The following is a 15,698-nucleotide window of genomic DNA, read 5'->3' on the forward strand; positions in this document are numbered from 1 at the left end:
TGTCCTGAAACACCACACTGCCGGGGGCGCCGCCGGCGGTTCGGCATCGGTCGATGCCGTTGCCGCGCTTGGCTACCGGGCCGCCGGGGCGACGTGCAGCTCGTCGAGCAGACGCCGGACGCGCTCTTCGATGTCGTCGCGGATGGGCCGGACCGCGTCGACGGCTTGGCCGGCCGGGTCAGGCAGCTCCCAGTTGACGTAGCGCTTGCCGGGGAAGATCGGGCAGGCGTCGCCGCAGCCCATCGTGATGACGACGTCGGCGGCTTGGACGATCTCATCGGTCCACGGCTTGGGGAACTCGCCGGTGATGTCGATGCCCACCTCGGCCATCGCGGCGATCGCGGCGGGATTGATCTCGTGGCCCGGCTCCGAGCCGCCCGACCACGCCACCGCGCGGTCACCGGCGAGGTGGGTGAAAAAGCCCATCGCCATCTGCGAGCGGCCGGCGTTGTGCGTGCACAGGAACAGCACGGTGGGCTTGCCGTCGCTGATCTTCCCCTCGACGCGTCCCAGCGCGTGCAGGCGCTGGCGGGCGAACCGTTCGGCCAGCAACGGCAGGAAGTTCGGAACCGTCGCTCTTCCGGCGAACTGGTCGTAGGACGAATGCAGGAACCGTTCGATGGTCTCGGTGCCGAACGTGCCGTCGAACTCTCCCTGGAGTCGGGTCGCCGCTGTCTTCAGCGCCAACTTCTGGTCGATCGACAGGTCATGACGGGGACGGGCGGTGACGGGACTATCGGTCATTTCGGATTCCTTCGGTAGGCGGAGAGGACTGCCCGGGACCGGGGGCAGGAAAGAAGCGCCGCAGCGCGAGGGAGACATACACCAGTGCCACCAGGACCGGCACCTCGATCAGCGGGCCGACGACACCGGCCAGTGCCTGACCCGACGTGGCGCCGTAGGTGGCGATCGCCACGGCGATGGCCAGCTCGAAGTTGTTGCCTGCCGCGGTGAACGCCAGCGTGGTGGTGCGCTGATAACCCAGCCGAAGCACCGCACCCGTCAGATAGCCGCCACCCCACATGATGGCGAAGTAGGCCAGCAGGGGCAGCGCGATGCGGGCGACATCCCACGGGCGGCTGGTGATCTGATCGCCCTGCAGCGCAAAGAGAATGACGATGGTGAACAGCAGCCCGTAGAGCGCCCACGGCCCCACCTTGGGCAGGAAACTCTGCTCGTACCATTGCCGCCCCTTGGCCTTTTCGCCGAGGCGGCGCGACAGGTACCCGGCCAGCAGCGGGATACCGAGGAAGATCAGCACAGACTTGGCGATCTGCCACGGCGAGGTGTCGATGGTGGCCTGTTCCCAGCCCAGCCATCCCGGCAGCACCGAGAGGTAAAACCACCCCAGCACCGCGAACATGAAGACCTGGAAGACCGAGTTCAGCGCGACCAGCACCGCCGCGGCTTCCCGGTCGCCGCAGGCGAGGTCGTTCCAGATGATGACCATCGCGATGCAACGGGCCAGCCCGACGATGATCAGACCGGTGCGGTACTCGGGCAGGTCGGGCAGCATCAGCCAGGCCAGCGCGAACATCAGTGCCGGACCCAGCAGCCAGTTCAACACCAGCGAGCTGACGAGCAGTTTGCGATCGCCGGTGACGGTGTCGAGGCGGTCGTAGCGCACCTTGGCCAGCACCGGATACATCATGATCAACAGTCCGAGGGCGATCGGCAGCGAGATCCCATCGACCGCAACGGATTCCAGCGCTTCGTTCAGCCCGGGTATCCACCGGCCCAGCAGCAGGCCGACGACCATCGCGATGCCGATCCACACCGGCAGGAACCGGTCGAGCGACGAAAGCCTGCCGACCACCGGCGGCTCATCAACGCTTGGCGTTCGAACCTCGCTCATACGTCTGCCGCCACGAACGCCTCGGCGCCGTGAGGCGCACCGAGGAGCGAGGACAACGCGTGCAGTACCGCGGGAACGACGGCGTAGTACACCCACGTGCCGCGGCGCTCGGAGGTGAGCAGACCGGCTTCGCGCAACACCTTCAGGTGGTGCGACACCGTCGGTTGCCCGACATCGACGCCCGCCGAGATGTCACAGACACAGGCTTCGCCGCCTGCATGGCTGGCCACCGCGCTGAACAGCTGCAGCCGTACCGGGTCGGCCAAGGCCTTGAACTTCGTCGCCATGTCCGCTGCCGCGGGCGCCGACAACGGCTCGCGCAGCAGGGGTGGGGTGGGACAACAGACGGCATCGGCCCGCTGATTCGACATGCATCAATATTGACAGATATCGAATCAGCGGACAAATGAACATCGCGTGACCCGGCCGCCAACGCTCAGTGACCGTCAGCAGCAGGACGGCTGTTCCGACGCGCCCCGTGGGCTGGAACCGAAGGTCTCCGCATCCTCCAACACGGTGTAGACCTCCCACCGCTCCCCCGCCGGCCCGGTCACCCAGACCTTGTCCTGCGTGGCGAAGCAGCAGGTCGTTCCGATCTCCTCGTCGGTGAACAGGCCCTCACCACTCAGCCTGGCGATCTCGGAGTGCACCTGCTCACTCGACTCCACCTCGATACCGAGGTGGTTGAGGGTGCCCCCCTGGCCCGGGGTCTCCAGAAGGACCAGCTTCAGCGGCGGCTGCGCGATCGCGAAGTTCGCGTAACCCGGCTTCACCTTGGCGGGCCCGGTGTTGAACAGCTTGGCGTAGAACGCGATCGCCTCGTCGAGATCGTCGACATTGAGCGCGAGTTGAACACGGGACATGGGTGAACCTCCATCTGTTTCGACATATATCGAACTATTGACGCGCCCCACTTTGCCACCTTTTTGATATATGTCAATATCGGTGGCATGCTGGCTTGGTGCCCAAAGCGCTGCCGACGATCGACATCTCCGCGCCGGTGTGTTGCGCCCCGGTGGCGGCGGGCCCGATGAGCGACGACGACGCCCTCGAGGTGGCGCTGCGGCTGAAAGCCCTGGCCGATCCCGTTCGCGTCAAGCTCATGTCGCTGCTGTTCAGCTCGTCGGCCGGGGAACAGACCAGCAGCGATCTGGCGGCCGCGGTCGGTCTCAGCGATGCCACTGTCAGCCACCACCTGACCCAGTTGCGCAAGGCCGGGCTGGTGATCTCCGAGCGGCGCGGCATGCACGTCCATCACCGGGCCCACCCGCACGCTCTGCAGGCGCTGTGCGCCGTCCTCGATCCCGAGTGCTGCACCTGAGCCCTCCACATCAGTTGCTCGAAATCCGTTGTTTTGCGGCCAATCCGTCGGGAACCCACCCGACACCGCCCCGCCGAACACGCACGGCGCCGGCGGATGACCGACCAGCCCGATCCAGGAGGACACATGGCTGACCAGAACAGCGGAGCCGAAGAAGGCATCAAAGGGACCGTCGAAGAGGTCAAAGGCAAGGCCAAGGAAGCAGCAGGTTCAGTGACCGGCCGCGACGACCTCACCGAAGAGGGCAAGGCCCAACAGGACAAGGCGGACGCCCAGCGCGACGCCGCGCAGAAAGAAGCCGAAGCCGAATCCGCCCGCGGTGGCGCCAAAGCCGCCGAGAAGCGTCAGGAGTCCAACCAATAGCCCAGGGGCCCGGCCCAAGCGGCCGGGCCTCGTTTGGCGTTGGTCAGGCCGGTTTGACCCAGCGCCACTGGCTGGTGCACCACGGCATCGCCCCCGTGAGGCGGTCGCCGACCGCCCGAACCACGCCGGGCCACTGCCACTGGTCGTAGTCGTCGCCGCTCAGCCATCCCCCGCGCCGCACCTTCGGCCGCCAGGCGTCGATGTCCTCGCAGACGCTCACATAGTCGTGGCGCGCGTCCAGATGGACCCACGCCACCGATTCGTCGGTGAACAAGCGTGACGCGCGCACCGAATCGCTGATGATCAACTGCACCTGGTCGGCGAACCCGCACGCGAGCACGTTGCGGTGCAGCAGGCCGGCCATCGTCCCGCCGCCGTGCTGCACGGCGTGGCCGTGCGCATTCGTGCTGCGCCTCCCCTCCGGTCCACTGCCCAGCGCGGTGTCCACCCCGACGATGTCGACCTTCAGACCGCAGCCGGCGACCACATCGGCCAACGAGCAAATACTGCGCCCGAGGTAACAGCCCACCTCGACGAAGCGGTCGCCGTCGCCGAAGTGCGCAGCCGCCTCCTCCTGTCCGTCGCGCCAGTTGAACCAGCCGGGAATGTCCTGCCAGGACTGCACGAGCCGGTCGAAATCTGCCATCGGATTCGTCATCGGCTCCCATCATCTCTCGCCCCCCTCGCGGCCGCTCGCACGCATGCCCGAGCACTCCGCGGCCCGGACCAGCGTCGCTACCAGCAAGCAAAGCGAGTAGGGTCACCCTCTGACGACCCTCCAGGGGATGAACCAGTGATGACTGGCGCGCGTAACGAGATGACGATGGCAAGAGGAGGCAATCGTGGCGACGACGAGCCCACCCGGCGACACCACTGACAGTCCCGGGGCGCTGAAGGCGGCCTGGCGAGCGATGAAGCCCCCGGTCTTCATCCCGGCGTCGATCGTGATCTTCGCCCTCATCATCTTCTCGGTCATCTTCTCGTCGACCGCGGAGAACGCCTTCACCAATCTGAACTCCGCGATCAGCAGCGGAATCGGTTGGTGGTACATCCTGGCCGTCACCGGATTCGTCATTTTCGCGCTGTACTGCGGGTTCTCCCGGATCGGCACGATCAGGCTGGGCCGCGACGTCGAGAAGCCCGAATTCCCGTTCTGGGCGTGGCTGGCGATGCTGTTCAGCGCCGGCATGGGCATCGGCCTGGTGTTCTACGGCGTGGCCGAGCCGCTGACCCACTACATCAACCCCCCGCCGGGGCTGGGTGTCGAAGGGTCCACGCCCGACGCCGCGAACCAGGCGCTGTCGTTGACGCTGTTCCACTGGGGGCTGCACGCCTGGGGCATCTACGTCGTGGTGGGCCTGGGCATGGCCTACATGACCTACCGTCGCGGCCGGCCGCTGTCGGTGCGCTGGCTGCTCGAGCCGTTGATCGGCCGCGACCGGGTCGAGGGGTGGATCGGCAACACCGTCGACGTCGTCGCGATCGTCGGCACCCTCTTCGGCGTGGCCACCTCGCTGGGCTTCGGCATCACCCAGATCTCCGCGGGGCTGGAGTACCTGGGCTGGATCGAATCGAACAACTGGTGGACCGTCGGCATGATCGCCGCGATCACGCTCGTCGCGACCGCGTCGGTCGTGCTCGGTGTCAGCCGCGGCATCAAATGGTTGTCGAACATCAACATGGGCATGGCCGCGGGGCTGACGCTGTTCGTCCTGCTGCTGGGACCGACCCTGTTCCTGTTGCAGGCCTGGGTGCAGAACATGGGCAACTACGTGATGTCGTTGCCACAGCTGATGTTGCGCACCGGGCCGTTCACCGACGGTGAATGGCTGGGCAGCTGGACCATCTTCTACTGGGGCTGGTGGATCAGCTGGGCGCCCTTCGTCGGGATGTTCATCGCCCGTATCTCCCGAGGCCGCACGATCCGCCAGTTCGTCGGCGGCGTGCTGGTGGTCCCGACGATCATCGGGTCGCTGTGGTTCACGATCTTCGGTGACGCCGCGATCTTCCGCCAGCAGAACGAGGGCAACATGCTCGTCGACGGCGCGGTGGACACGAACACCTCGCTGTTCCGGCTGCTCGACGGTCTACCGCTGGGCATCATCACCAGTGTGATCGCGATCTTCGTGATCGTGTTCTTCTTCGTCACGTCCTCGGACTCGGGGTCGCTGGTCGTCGACATCCTCTCGGCGGGTGGCGAATTGGATCCGCCGAAGGCCAGCCGCGTGTACTGGTGCCTGCTTGAGGGCCTGGCCGCGGCGGTCCTGCTCGTCATCGGCGGGGCGGGCTCGCTGACCGCGCTGCAGACCGCCTCGATAGCGACGGCCGCACCGTTCTCGTTGGTGATGGTCGCCGCATGCGTGGCGATGCTGCGCGCGTTCCGCTACGACCTGGCCACCACACCGCAGTTCCTCAAGGTGTCCGCACCCGGCGAACTGTCCACGGTCAGCGGTGGCAACGGGACCAACGGTGGCCACGGGGCCAACGGCGAACACGGGCGCCACGACGTGTCCGCCACGCTGGCGGGTCTGGTGGCGGTGCACCGCATCGACGTCGACACCGTCACGGTCCACGAGAAGACGGGCGAGGTCACCGTCGAGGAACCGGTCGACCCGCTGGCCGACAGCGAAGGCGACTTCGAGGACGACAGCGTCGAGCAACGCTCGCAGAGCTGAACAACGCCGGCGGCACCTCGCGAGGTGGCCGAGACGGTGGTCCGTAGGCTGAGCGGATGACCGATCCGGTACTGGTCCACGTCGAGGACCGCGTCGCCACGCTGACCGTCAACGACCCGGAGCGCCGCAACGCGGTCACCGCGGAGATCTCTGCGGCGCTGCGCGCGGCGGTCGACGAGGCCGAGGCCGACCCCGGCGTGCACGCACTGATCGTCACCGGCGCCGGTAAGGCGTTCTGTGCCGGTGCCGACCTCAGCGCGCTGGGCGAGGCCACCGAGGACGGTCTGATGGCGATCTACGACGGGTTCCTCGCGGTGGCGAACTGCGCACTGCCGACGATCGCCGCCGTCAACGGCGCCGCGGTCGGTGCGGGCCTGAACCTGGCGTTGGCCGCCGATGTCCGCATCGCCGGTCCTGCGGCCCTGTTCGACCCGCGGTTCCAGAAGCTCGGCATCCATCCCGGCGGCGGGGCGACGTGGATGCTGCACCGGGCGGTGGGGCCCCAGGTGGCGCGAGCCTCGCTGCTGTTCGGGATGCGCTTCGACGCCGACGCTGCGGTGCGGCACGGCCTGGCGCTCGAGAGGGCCGACGACCCGGTCGCCGCGGCGCGGGAGCTCGCGGCCGGCCCGGCCGGTGCACCCCGCGAGGTGGTCCTTGCGACCAAGGCGTCGATGCGTGCGACCGCCAGCCCCGGCGTGGTCGACAGCGATCAACACCGCATCGCGGTGGATACCGAACTCGGGCCGCAGGCGACGTCGATCCTGTCCCCCGCCTTCGCCGACCGTCTGGCGGCCGCCAAACGGCGCTGATTCAGTCGAGCAACGGCGCCAGCTGCACGATGCGCTCCGCTCGCCTGAGCACCGGGGCGTCCACCATCGTGCCTTCGAAAGCGAACACGCCTCGTTCCCGGTGCGCCGTGTCCAGGACGCGGCGCGCCCAGTCGACCTGTTCCGCGGTCGGGGTGTAGGCGGTGCGGACGACCTCCACCTGGCTGGGATGGATGGCCACCTTCGCATCGAACCCGACCGCCACCGCGTCGTCGGCCTCGGCGCGCAGACCGTCGAGGTTCTTGATGTCGAGGAACACCGAGTCCAGGGCCAGCCGTCCATAGGCCTTGGCGGCCAGCAACGTCTGCGACCGTACGTGCCGCGCGACCTCGCGGTACGAGCCGTCCGGGTAGCGGTTGGCGGTGCCGCCGAGTACCGCGAAGAGGTCCTCGGCGCCCCACATCAGCGCGTAGGCGTTGTCGACGCGGGCCAGCTCGACGATGCGCAGCGCCGCCATGGGCGTCTCGATGAGGACCACGACGTCGCGGGGGGACAGCGCGCTGATCTGTTCGGGCGTCTCGGTCTTGGCGAGCATCACGGTGGTGTAGGCGGTGCTCGCCAGCGCCTCCAGATCGCGCTGATGATCCGCAGTGTCGCTCGGGTTGACCCGCACGACGGTGCGGGCCGGGTCCAGCGCGCTGTCCACCAGGGCCTGACGGGCGGCGGGGCGGTCCTTGGCGGCCACCCCGTCCTCCAGGTCGAGGATCACGACATCGGCTGCGGCAGCAGCCTTCTCGAAGCGCTCCGGCCGATCCGCCGGGCAGAACAACCACCCCGGCCCGGCTACCACGGTCATCGGTTGTCCTCCTGCGGGCGTTTGCGCACCATGGTCTTGCGCGACGCCGTGGCCACGATGTCACCGTGCTGGTTGCGGCCGGTGTGTGCGAACGTCACGATCCCCTCGCCGGGGCGGCTCTTGGATTCGCGTTTGTCGGTGACCTCGGTTTCGGCGTACAGCGTGTCCCCGTGAAAGAGCGGCTTGGGGAAGGCCACCTCGCCGAAGCCCAGATTGCCGACGATGGTGCCCTGGGTGAGCTGCGCCACCGACAGACCCACCAACGTCGACAGCGTGAACATCGAATTGACCAGCCGCTGGTGAAACGGTGGCAGCGCATCGGCGAATGCGGCGTCGAGGTGCAGCGCCTGGGTGTTCATCGTCAGCGTGGTGAACAGGACGTTGTCGGCCTCGGTGATCGTGCGGCCGGGCCGATGTTGGTACAGCACACCGGTTTCGAACTCCTCGAACCACAGCCCGCGCTGCGTGACGACCCTCTTTCCGGATCCGTCGGTCACAGTCCGAGCTCCCGGCCGATCAGCATCAGCTGCACCTCGGTGGTGCCCTCGCCGATCTCGAGGATCTTGCTGTCGCGGTAGTGGCGCGCGACGGCGTACTCGTTCATGAAGCCGTAGCCGCCGAAGATCTGGGTGGCGTCGCGCGCGTTGTCCATGGCGGCCTCGCTGGCCACCAGCTTCGCGATCGCGGCCTGCTTCTTGAACGGCTTGCCCGACAACATCAACGCGGCTGCGTCGTAGTACGCGGCCCGCGCGACATGCGCCCGGGTCTCCATCCGCGCGATCTTGAAGGCGATGGCCTGGTTGGCCCCGATCGGCCGGCCGAACGCCTCGCGTTCTTTGGCGTACCTGACGCTCTCGTCGACACAACCCTGGGCGGCGCCCACCGACAGTGCGGCGATCGCGATGCGGCCTTCGTCGAGGATCCGCAGGAAGTTGGCGTAGCCGCGACCACGCTCACCGAGCAGGTTCTCCTCCGGCACGCGGACGTCGTCGAAGCTGAGCGGGTGGGTGTCCGAGGCGTTCCAGCCGACCTTGTTGTAGGCCGGTTCGGCGGTGAAGCCCGGTGTGGGCACCGGCACCAGGATCGAGGAGATCTCCTTCTTGCCGTCCCGCTCGCCGGTGACCGCGGTGACGGTGACGAGCTTGGTGATGTCGGTGCCGGAGTTCGTGATGAACTGCTTGGAGCCATTAATCACCCAAGTTGACCCATCCTTCCGGGCGGTGGTCTTCGTCGCACCGGCATCGCTGCCTCCGCCGGCCTCGGTCAACCCGAACGCACCCAGCGCCTTGCCCGAGGCCAGCAGCGGCAGCCACTGCTGCTTCTGCTCGTCGGTGCCGAAGCGGTACACCGGCATCGCGCCGAGCGAGACGCCGGCTTCCAGGGTGATCGCGACGCTCTGGTCCACTTTGCCGAGCTCTTCCAAGGCCAGGCACAGCGCGAAGTAGTCACCCCCCATGCCGCCGTACTCCTCGGGGAACGGGAGCCCGAACAACCCCATGTCGGCCATCCCGTCGACCACCTCGTAGGGGAACGAGTGCTCTTCGTCGTGCTTGGCCGCCACCGGCGCCACGACGGTCTGCGCGAAGTCACGCACGGTCTTGGCCAGCTGCTGATAGTGATCGGGAAGCGTTCCGGTCGCCAGGAATTCAGTCATGATCTAGGGCTCCTCGGTTGCTGTTATCCGGGCCAGGACCTGGCCCACCTTCACCTGCTCGCCCGCGGCGACGAGCAGCTCCACCGCGCCGTCGACCGGGGCGGTCAGTGTGTGTTCCATCTTCATCGCTTCCACGGTGACCACCACCGTGCCCGCGGTGACCGCGGCGCCGTCGGTCACGGCGACGGCGACGACCGACCCGGGCATGGGGCTGGTCAGTTCGGCGTCACCGCTGTGGGCGTCGTCGGGCCGCACCGGCGCCTCACGCACCTCCTCGACCATCGTCGTGCGCCCGCCACCGGCCAGCCACACCTGGCTGCCCTCGACAGCCACCAGATACTCGGTGCGCAGGCCGTCGAGGGTGACGGCGAGCCGGTCACCGTCCGACGACACCGTCAGTGACCGCGGCCGACCGCCCTCGACCGTCGCGGTCGCGTCCTGCGGGCTGCCGGTCAGCCAGACATGATCGGTGCGCTCCCCGGCCCGCAGCCGGAACGGCGTCGACACCGGTCCGCCGATGCGCCAGCCCGACGGGATCTCCCACGCGCTGGTCGGGCGGGCCGGCCAGGACCGCAGCCACCGGCAGGCCGCAGCCGCGATCATCTCGTCGTCGCGGGCCGGCATGGCCACGAAATCCGGGGACCGACGGTCCAGCAACCCGGTGTCGAGGTGGCCCGCGACGACGTCGGGGTCGGCGAGCAGGAACCGCAGGAACTCGATGTTGGTGGTCAGTCCGAGGACCGCGGTGTCGGCCAGCGCGGTGTCCAGCGCTCGCAACGCCTGCGGCCGGTCGCCGGCGTGTGCGATCACCTTGGCCAGCATCGGGTCGTAGTCGCTGCCGATCACCGCGCCGGCGGCCAGGCCCGAGTCGACCCGGACACCAGGCCCGCGGGCGTCGCACACGGCCAGCACCGTTCCCCCGGTGGGCAGGAATCCGTGCGCCGGGTCCTCGGCGTACACCCGGGCCTCGATGGCGTGCCCGGTCAACGCGATGTCGTCCTGCGCGAAGGGCAGCGTCTCCCCCGCTGCCACGCGCACCTGCATCTCGACCAGGTCCAGCCCGGTGACCAGCTCGGTCACCGGGTGCTCGACCTGCAGGCGGGTGTTCATCTCCATGAAGAAGAACTCGTCGGGCCGGTCGGCGGAGACGATGAACTCGACGGTGCCCGCCCCGGCGTAGTCGACGCTGCGCGCGGTGTCGCAGGCGGCCGCGCCGATACGTGCCCGGGTCGCCGCGTCCAGCAGCGGTGAGGGCGCCTCCTCGATCACCTTCTGATGCCGGCGTTGCAGACTGCATTCCCGTTCACCGAGATGCACCACGTTGCCGTGGCCATCGGCGAGTACCTGCACCTCGATGTGTCGCGGGTTGAGCACGAACCGCTCGATGAACAACGTCTCGTCACCGAACGCCGACGCGGCTTCGCGACGGGCCGACGCGAGAGCGGCGGGCAGCTCGGCGGCGTCGTGCACGACGCGCATTCCCTTGCCGCCGCCGCCCGCCGACGGTTTGACCAGCACCGGGTAACCGACCTCAGCGGCACCGGTGATGAGATCCTCGTCGGTCAGGCCGGGGCGGGACACACCGGGGACGACGGGCACCCCGAACGCCGAGACCGCTGCCTTCGCGGCGATTTTGTCACCCATCGTTTCGATCGCCCGCACCGGCGGACCGATGAAGACCACCCCCCGATCGCGCAGCGCGGCGGCGAACGACGCATTCTCCGAGAGGAAGCCGTAGCCGGGATGCACGGCCTGAGCACCGGTGCGCTCCACCGCATCCAGGAGTGCATCGATACTCAGGTAACTCTGCCGGGCGGGGGCGGGGCCGAGCCGGACGGCCACGTCGGCCTCGCGAACATGACGTGCGTCGGCGTCGGCGTCGCTGAACACCGCAACCGAACGAATTCCCATGGCCTGCAACGTGCGGATGACACGCACCGCGATCTCGCCGCGGTTGGCGACCAGGACCGTGTCGAAGGTCGGCGAAGAATTCATGGCCTGTTTCATCTGCGCGTCACATCCTGAACACGCCGTAGGACACCGGCTCCACGGGAGCCTGGCCGACGACTGAAAGTGCTAGTGCGACAACCATTCTGGTGTCGGCCGGGTCGATCACGCCGTCGTCCCACAACCGGGCTGTCGAATAGTAGGGGTTGCCCTGGTGTTCGTACTGGGCGCGGATGGGCGCCTTGAAGGCCTCTTCTTCTTCCGCGGTCATGTCACCGCGCACGGTGGCCAGTACCGATGCGGCCTGCTCCCCGCCCATCACCGAGATCCGCGCGTTCGGCCACATCCACAGGAACCGTGGGGAGTACGCCCGCCCGCACATCGAGTAGTTTCCGGCGCCGTAGGAGCCGCCGATCACGACGGTCAGCTTGGGCACCCGGGCGCACGCGACCGCGGTGACCATCTTGGCGCCGTGCTTGGCGATGCCCCCTGCCTCGTAGTGACGGCCCACCATGAACCCGGAGATGTTCTGCAGGAACAGCAGCGGCACCAGACGCTTGTCACACAGCTCGATGAAATGTGCCCCCTTGACCGCGGACTCGCCGAACAACACGCCGTTGTTGGCGACGATGCCGACCGGGTGACCGTGGATGCGGGCGAAGCCGGTGACCAGCGTGGTCCCGTAATCGGCCTTGAACTCGTCGAACTCGCCGCCGTCGACGATGCGGGTGATCACCTCGTGCACGTCGTAGGGCACGCGCGAGTCGACCGGAACCACGTCGTACAGTTCGCGCTGGTCGGCCACCGGCTCACCCATCGGCAGCACCTCCCAGGGCGGAGCGGCCGGCGGCGCCAGCGTGCCGACGATGCGGCGCACGATGCGCAGCGCATCACGATCGTCGTAGGCGAGGTGGTCGGTGACGCCGGAGACCTTTGAGTGCAGGTCACCACCCCCGAGTTCCTCGGCGGTGACGACCTCACCGGTGGCCGCTTTCACCAGCGGCGGCCCGCCCAGGAAGATGGTGCCCTGGTCGCGAACGATGACGGCTTCGTCGCTCATGGCCGGCACATAGGCGCCGCCCGCGGTGCACGAGCCCAACACCGCAGCGATCTGCGCGATCCCCTGCGCACTCATCATGGCCTGGTTGTAGAAGATCCGCCCGAAGTGCTCGCGGTCCGGGAACACCTCGTCCTGGCGGGGCAGGAACGCTCCCCCGGAGTCGACGAGATACACGCAGGGCAACCGGTTCTGCAGCGCGATCTCCTGTGCGCGCAGGTGTTTCTTGACCGTGACGGGATAGTAGGTGCCACCCTTGACCGTCGCATCGTTGGCCACGATCATGCATTCCCGGCCCGCCACCCGGCCGATGCCGGCGATCATGCCCGCGCCAGGGCATTCGTCGTCGTACATCCCGTCGGCGGCCAGGGCAGCGAGTTCGAGGAATGGGCTGCCCGAATCGAGCAGACCGTCGACCCGGTCGCGTGGTAGCAGCTTGCCCCTGCCGACGTGGCGGTCGCGGGCCCGCTGCGGCCCGCCCAGAGCAGCGGTGGTCAGTTTGGTGCGCAACTGCTCGACCAGCGCGAGATGGTCCTCACGGTGGGATGTCCGCGCCGCCATCGATGCCCGCCTCAACTCGAGTTAATGACCACTAACCGGTGGTATGTTAATCATGATTAACTCACTTTGTCCACCATCGTCGCGCCGGAGGTTCGCGTCATGACCGCTACCGACGCCGCCTCGCGGCGCAGTCGCGCGAAATCCGATCGCCGCAGCCAGTTGATCGCCGCGGCCGAGAGGCTGATCGCCGAGAACGGCTATCTGGCCGTGCGCCTGGAGGACATCGGCGCGGCAGCCGGGGTGAGCGGACCGGCGATCTACCGGCACTTCCCGAACAAAGAAGCACTGCTGACCGAGCTGCTGGTCGGGATCAGCACCCGACTGCTGGCCGGCGCCTCGGCTGTTGCCGGGCCCGCGACCGACGCCGAGTCCGCGCTGGCCGCACTGATCGATTTTCACCTCGACTTCGCGCTCGGCGAGTCAGATCTGATCCGGATCCAGGACCGCGACCTGGGAAACCTCCCGAACCCAGCCAAACGTCAGGTGCGCCGCGCGCAGCGTCAGTACGTCGAGATCTGGGTGGCGGTGCTGCGCCGCCGCAACCCGACGGTGACGGAGGCGCAAGCCCGGGTGATGGCGCACGCGACGTTCGGGCTGTTGAACTCGACGGCACACAGCATGAAGCCCGGACTCACCAAAGCGGCCGAGGCCAGCTCGCGAGCCGTCTTGAGAGCGATGACGGTCGCCGCGCTGACCCCGGCCGAATGACTGTGCGGTGTGCGCTAATACCACGCCTTGCGGCCGCCCACCGGGCGACCGATGGATCCGAGGATCCAGAACACGGCGCCGATGACCAGCAACACCACACCAATGTAGGTCAGGATCGAGATTCCGAAAACCAGACCCAGGATAAGCAGGATCGCACCGAGCACGATCATGTCCGCTGCCTTTCTTCCAGTGTCCAGTCAGCGTCTCACTGACTGGGTTCCGGGATGTTGCATTCCGTGACTTCGGGGTTGACTCCCGCGTAGTTCAGCGGACCGGCGACCACGGTCAAGGCGATACTGCCGGCGGTGGCGCAATTGGCTTCGCCCCCACTGAAGTAGTCACGCTGATACGCCGCGAACACGCCGATCAGTAACCAGACGAGCACAATGACCCCGAGAGCTCCTCGCATGCCCTGTCTCCTCCGTCCACGCGCCACCGTGACGCGCAGCAAAGCTTTACCCGCCTGACAATTCCGGTAAACCTACCGACGGTCAGTGGCCGAAAGCCTCGGTGAGCCAGGCGGTCATCGCCTTGAGCAGCACCGCACGGTTCTCACGTTTGTCGATCTCGTGACCGTCGTCGTCGAACAGCAACAGGTCGGTCTTGCGGCCCAGTGCGGTCAGGGCGTCGTGCATCTGAAACGACTCCGACGGCGGCACATTGGTGTCGTTGAGCCCGTGCACCAACAACAGCGGAGCCGTCAGCGCCTGCGCCCGCGGCAGCGGTGACAACCGCTCCAGAAGATCCTGGTCGCTGACGGGGTGGCCGTACTTCGAGTAGGCCGCCGCGGCGATCCACGGCTCGGTGGTGCGGTACCAGCTGTTCAGATCGCTCATCCCGCAGATGCTGATGCCCGCCGCAAACGTGTCCGGGTGAAACGCCAACGCCGCCTGCGTCAGGTAACCGCCGTAGGACCACCCGCAGCACGCCACGCAGCCCTGCGGCGCGTATCCGTTGCCCACCAGATAATGCACCGCGTCGGCGACATCGTCGATTGCGGCGAAGCGTCGCTCGCGGTCGTCGGCGTGCATGAATGCCCGTCCGAATCCGCCCGAGCCACGGACGTTGGGCAGGAACACACAGATGCCGGCGTCGACGAGGCCGGGGAAGAATTCGTTGTAGCCGGGCCTGCCCTGCCCTTCGGGACCCCCGTGCAGGAACAGCATCGCTCCGATCGTCGGCGTCCCCTCCGGCGGCCGGAACAACCATCCGGTGAAACGCATTCCGTCGCGGGCGGTGACGGTTTCCAGCGTGGGCTCCGCCGAGAGCGGACCGGTGCTGGGCACCCGGTCCACCATCTCCCATTCGCCGGTACGCGGATCGACCAGTTCGACGGTCGGAGGTTTGCCCGGACCCTCGACCGTGAGCGCCAGCATCGAGCCACCCGCGCTGATGCTCAGTTCGCTGGCGACCATACCGGGCAACGGGATCGGGTCGTAGAGCGTGTTGTCGCCGAACTCGAGAACTTGTAACTCGCTGGCGCCGTGAATGTTCCACAACATCGCCACCGTCGACAGATCGTCGCTGACGGTGAATTCGTCGAGTTCGTATCCCGGCCGCTCGGCCAACACCTGATAGGCCACCCCGTCGGCGGTCACCGTCACCTCGAGCAGCCGGGCGTGCTGGGCGCCGTTCTCGCTGCGGATGATCGCACGCACGTAGCCCTCGGTGCTGTTGAGCCCGTAGTCCTTGGCCGGGTGGTAGAGCTCGAGAACCTCACCCTCCACGCCCGAGCGCAGCCGCCGCGGGCTGTGGTCGTCGAGGATGATCCCGGTGTCGGTGGTCGACCCCGGGTCGTACGGAAGCAGAGCCGTCTCGGTGAGTCCGCGCAGCATGATCAGATCCCGATAGCCACGCGGACCCACCCGCACCAACGCCGCACCCGCCCACGCATCCACCAGCCGACCGCCGGTGCGGCGGTCGGCTGGTGGATG

The 15,698-nt window shown here is 67.7% G+C and carries 17 protein-coding genes and 1 pseudogene; 5 read left to right on the forward strand and 13 right to left on the reverse strand.

The window, feature by feature from the left end:
• Positions 1–72: 72 nt before the first annotated feature.
• The 4 genes and pseudogenes from J3476_RS26900 to J3476_RS26915 form a co-directional block, all read right to left on the reverse strand.
• On the reverse strand, positions 73–705 hold the full coding sequence (locus J3476_RS26900; RefSeq protein ID WP_373889143.1) for an arsenate reductase ArsC: 633 nt from the start codon (positions 703–705) through the stop codon (positions 73–75).
• Positions 700–1,855: pseudogene (arsB, locus tag J3476_RS26905) on the reverse strand (ACR3 family arsenite efflux transporter); the annotation flags it as partial. The gene J3476_RS26900 and the pseudogene arsB, both read right to left, overlap by 6 nt.
• Positions 1,852–2,226, reverse strand: a complete 375-nt coding sequence (locus J3476_RS26910) for a helix-turn-helix transcriptional regulator (protein WP_207069335.1) — start codon at positions 2,224–2,226, stop codon at positions 1,852–1,854. The gene J3476_RS26910 and the pseudogene arsB, both read right to left, overlap by 4 nt.
• Before the next feature lie 75 nt (positions 2,227–2,301).
• Entirely contained in the window at positions 2,302–2,718 is a 417-nt protein-coding gene (locus tag J3476_RS26915; protein ID WP_207069336.1) for an ArsI/CadI family heavy metal resistance metalloenzyme, read from the reverse strand.
• Between the two features lie 98 nt (positions 2,719–2,816).
• On the opposite strand from J3476_RS26915, the gene J3476_RS26920 reads away from it, so the two are divergent.
• Together J3476_RS26920 and J3476_RS26925 are read left to right on the forward strand one after the other, a co-directional pair.
• Positions 2,817–3,176, forward strand: coding sequence for an Rv2640c family ArsR-like transcriptional regulator (locus J3476_RS26920; protein ID WP_207069337.1), 360 nt, complete (start codon positions 2,817–2,819; stop codon positions 3,174–3,176).
• A 126-nt stretch (positions 3,177–3,302) separates the two neighbouring features.
• On the forward strand, positions 3,303–3,539 hold the full coding sequence (locus tag J3476_RS26925; RefSeq protein ID WP_163677238.1) for a CsbD family protein: 237 nt from the start codon (positions 3,303–3,305) through the stop codon (positions 3,537–3,539).
• A gap of 43 nt (positions 3,540–3,582) precedes the next feature.
• Here the strand turns inward: J3476_RS26925 and J3476_RS26930 are convergent, their stop codons facing one another.
• Complete coding sequence (locus tag J3476_RS26930; RefSeq protein ID WP_286183832.1) at positions 3,583–4,197, reverse strand: class I SAM-dependent methyltransferase; 615 nt, start codon at positions 4,195–4,197, stop codon at positions 3,583–3,585.
• A 253-nt stretch (positions 4,198–4,450) separates the two neighbouring features.
• On the opposite strand from J3476_RS26930, the gene J3476_RS26935 reads away from it, so the two are divergent.
• Positions 4,451–6,214 (forward strand): BCCT family transporter, encoded by a 1,764-nt coding sequence (locus J3476_RS26935; protein ID WP_207069348.1) that lies wholly within the window; start codon positions 4,451–4,453, stop codon positions 6,212–6,214.
• A gap of 56 nt (positions 6,215–6,270) precedes the next feature.
• Complete coding sequence (locus J3476_RS26940; protein ID WP_207069338.1) at positions 6,271–7,023, forward strand: enoyl-CoA hydratase; 753 nt, start codon at positions 6,271–6,273, stop codon at positions 7,021–7,023.
• Between the two features lies 1 nt (position 7,024).
• Here the strand turns inward: J3476_RS26940 and J3476_RS26945 are convergent, their stop codons facing one another.
• Genes J3476_RS26945 through J3476_RS26965 form a run of 5 tightly spaced genes read right to left on the reverse strand, consistent with a single transcriptional unit; the run spans position 7,025 to position 13,056 of the window.
• On the reverse strand, positions 7,025–7,837 hold the full coding sequence (locus J3476_RS26945; RefSeq protein WP_207069339.1) for a CoA ester lyase: 813 nt from the start codon (positions 7,835–7,837) through the stop codon (positions 7,025–7,027).
• Positions 7,834–8,334 carry a MaoC family dehydratase gene (locus J3476_RS26950; protein WP_207069340.1) on the reverse strand — a complete coding sequence of 167 codons (501 nt, stop codon included), beginning with the start codon at positions 8,332–8,334 and terminating at the stop codon, positions 7,834–7,836. The genes J3476_RS26945 and J3476_RS26950 overlap by 4 nt, the downstream gene beginning before the upstream one ends.
• Positions 8,331–9,491: an acyl-CoA dehydrogenase family protein gene (locus J3476_RS26955; protein WP_207069341.1), complete on the reverse strand. Its 1,161-nt coding sequence runs from the start codon at positions 9,489–9,491 to the stop codon at positions 8,331–8,333. Before J3476_RS26955 ends, J3476_RS26950 begins: the two co-directional genes overlap by 4 nt.
• A gap of 3 nt (positions 9,492–9,494) precedes the next feature.
• On the reverse strand, positions 9,495–11,486 hold the full coding sequence (locus J3476_RS26960) for a biotin carboxylase N-terminal domain-containing protein (RefSeq protein WP_207069342.1): 1,992 nt from the start codon (positions 11,484–11,486) through the stop codon (positions 9,495–9,497).
• A 19-nt stretch (positions 11,487–11,505) separates the two neighbouring features.
• On the reverse strand, positions 11,506–13,056 hold the full coding sequence (locus J3476_RS26965; RefSeq protein ID WP_207069343.1) for a carboxyl transferase domain-containing protein: 1,551 nt from the start codon (positions 13,054–13,056) through the stop codon (positions 11,506–11,508).
• A gap of 99 nt (positions 13,057–13,155) precedes the next feature.
• On the opposite strand from J3476_RS26965, the gene J3476_RS26970 reads away from it, so the two are divergent.
• The gene (locus tag J3476_RS26970) at positions 13,156–13,764 is read left to right on the forward strand and encodes a TetR/AcrR family transcriptional regulator (RefSeq protein ID WP_207069344.1); all 609 of its coding nucleotides are present in this window, start codon (positions 13,156–13,158) and stop codon (positions 13,762–13,764) included.
• Positions 13,765–13,778: 14 nt separating this feature from the next.
• Here the strand turns inward: J3476_RS26970 and J3476_RS26975 are convergent, their stop codons facing one another.
• The 3 genes from J3476_RS26975 to J3476_RS26985 form a co-directional block, all read right to left on the reverse strand.
• A complete protein-coding gene (locus J3476_RS26975) occupies positions 13,779–13,934 on the reverse strand; it encodes a hypothetical protein (protein ID WP_152517905.1) in 156 nt (51 codons plus the stop codon).
• A 35-nt stretch (positions 13,935–13,969) separates the two neighbouring features.
• Positions 13,970–14,173 (reverse strand): hypothetical protein, encoded by a 204-nt coding sequence (locus tag J3476_RS26980; RefSeq protein WP_207069345.1) that lies wholly within the window; start codon positions 14,171–14,173, stop codon positions 13,970–13,972.
• A gap of 82 nt (positions 14,174–14,255) precedes the next feature.
• Positions 14,256–15,698, reverse strand: a 1,443-nt coding sequence (locus J3476_RS26985) for a S9 family peptidase (RefSeq protein WP_207069346.1), incomplete at its 5' end; no start/stop codon positions are given.

The sequence above is a fragment of the Mycobacterium sp. PO1 genome (genome assembly GCF_017312405.1).
In the GTDB taxonomy this organism is placed as follows: Bacteria; Actinomycetota; Actinomycetes; order Mycobacteriales; family Mycobacteriaceae; genus Mycobacterium.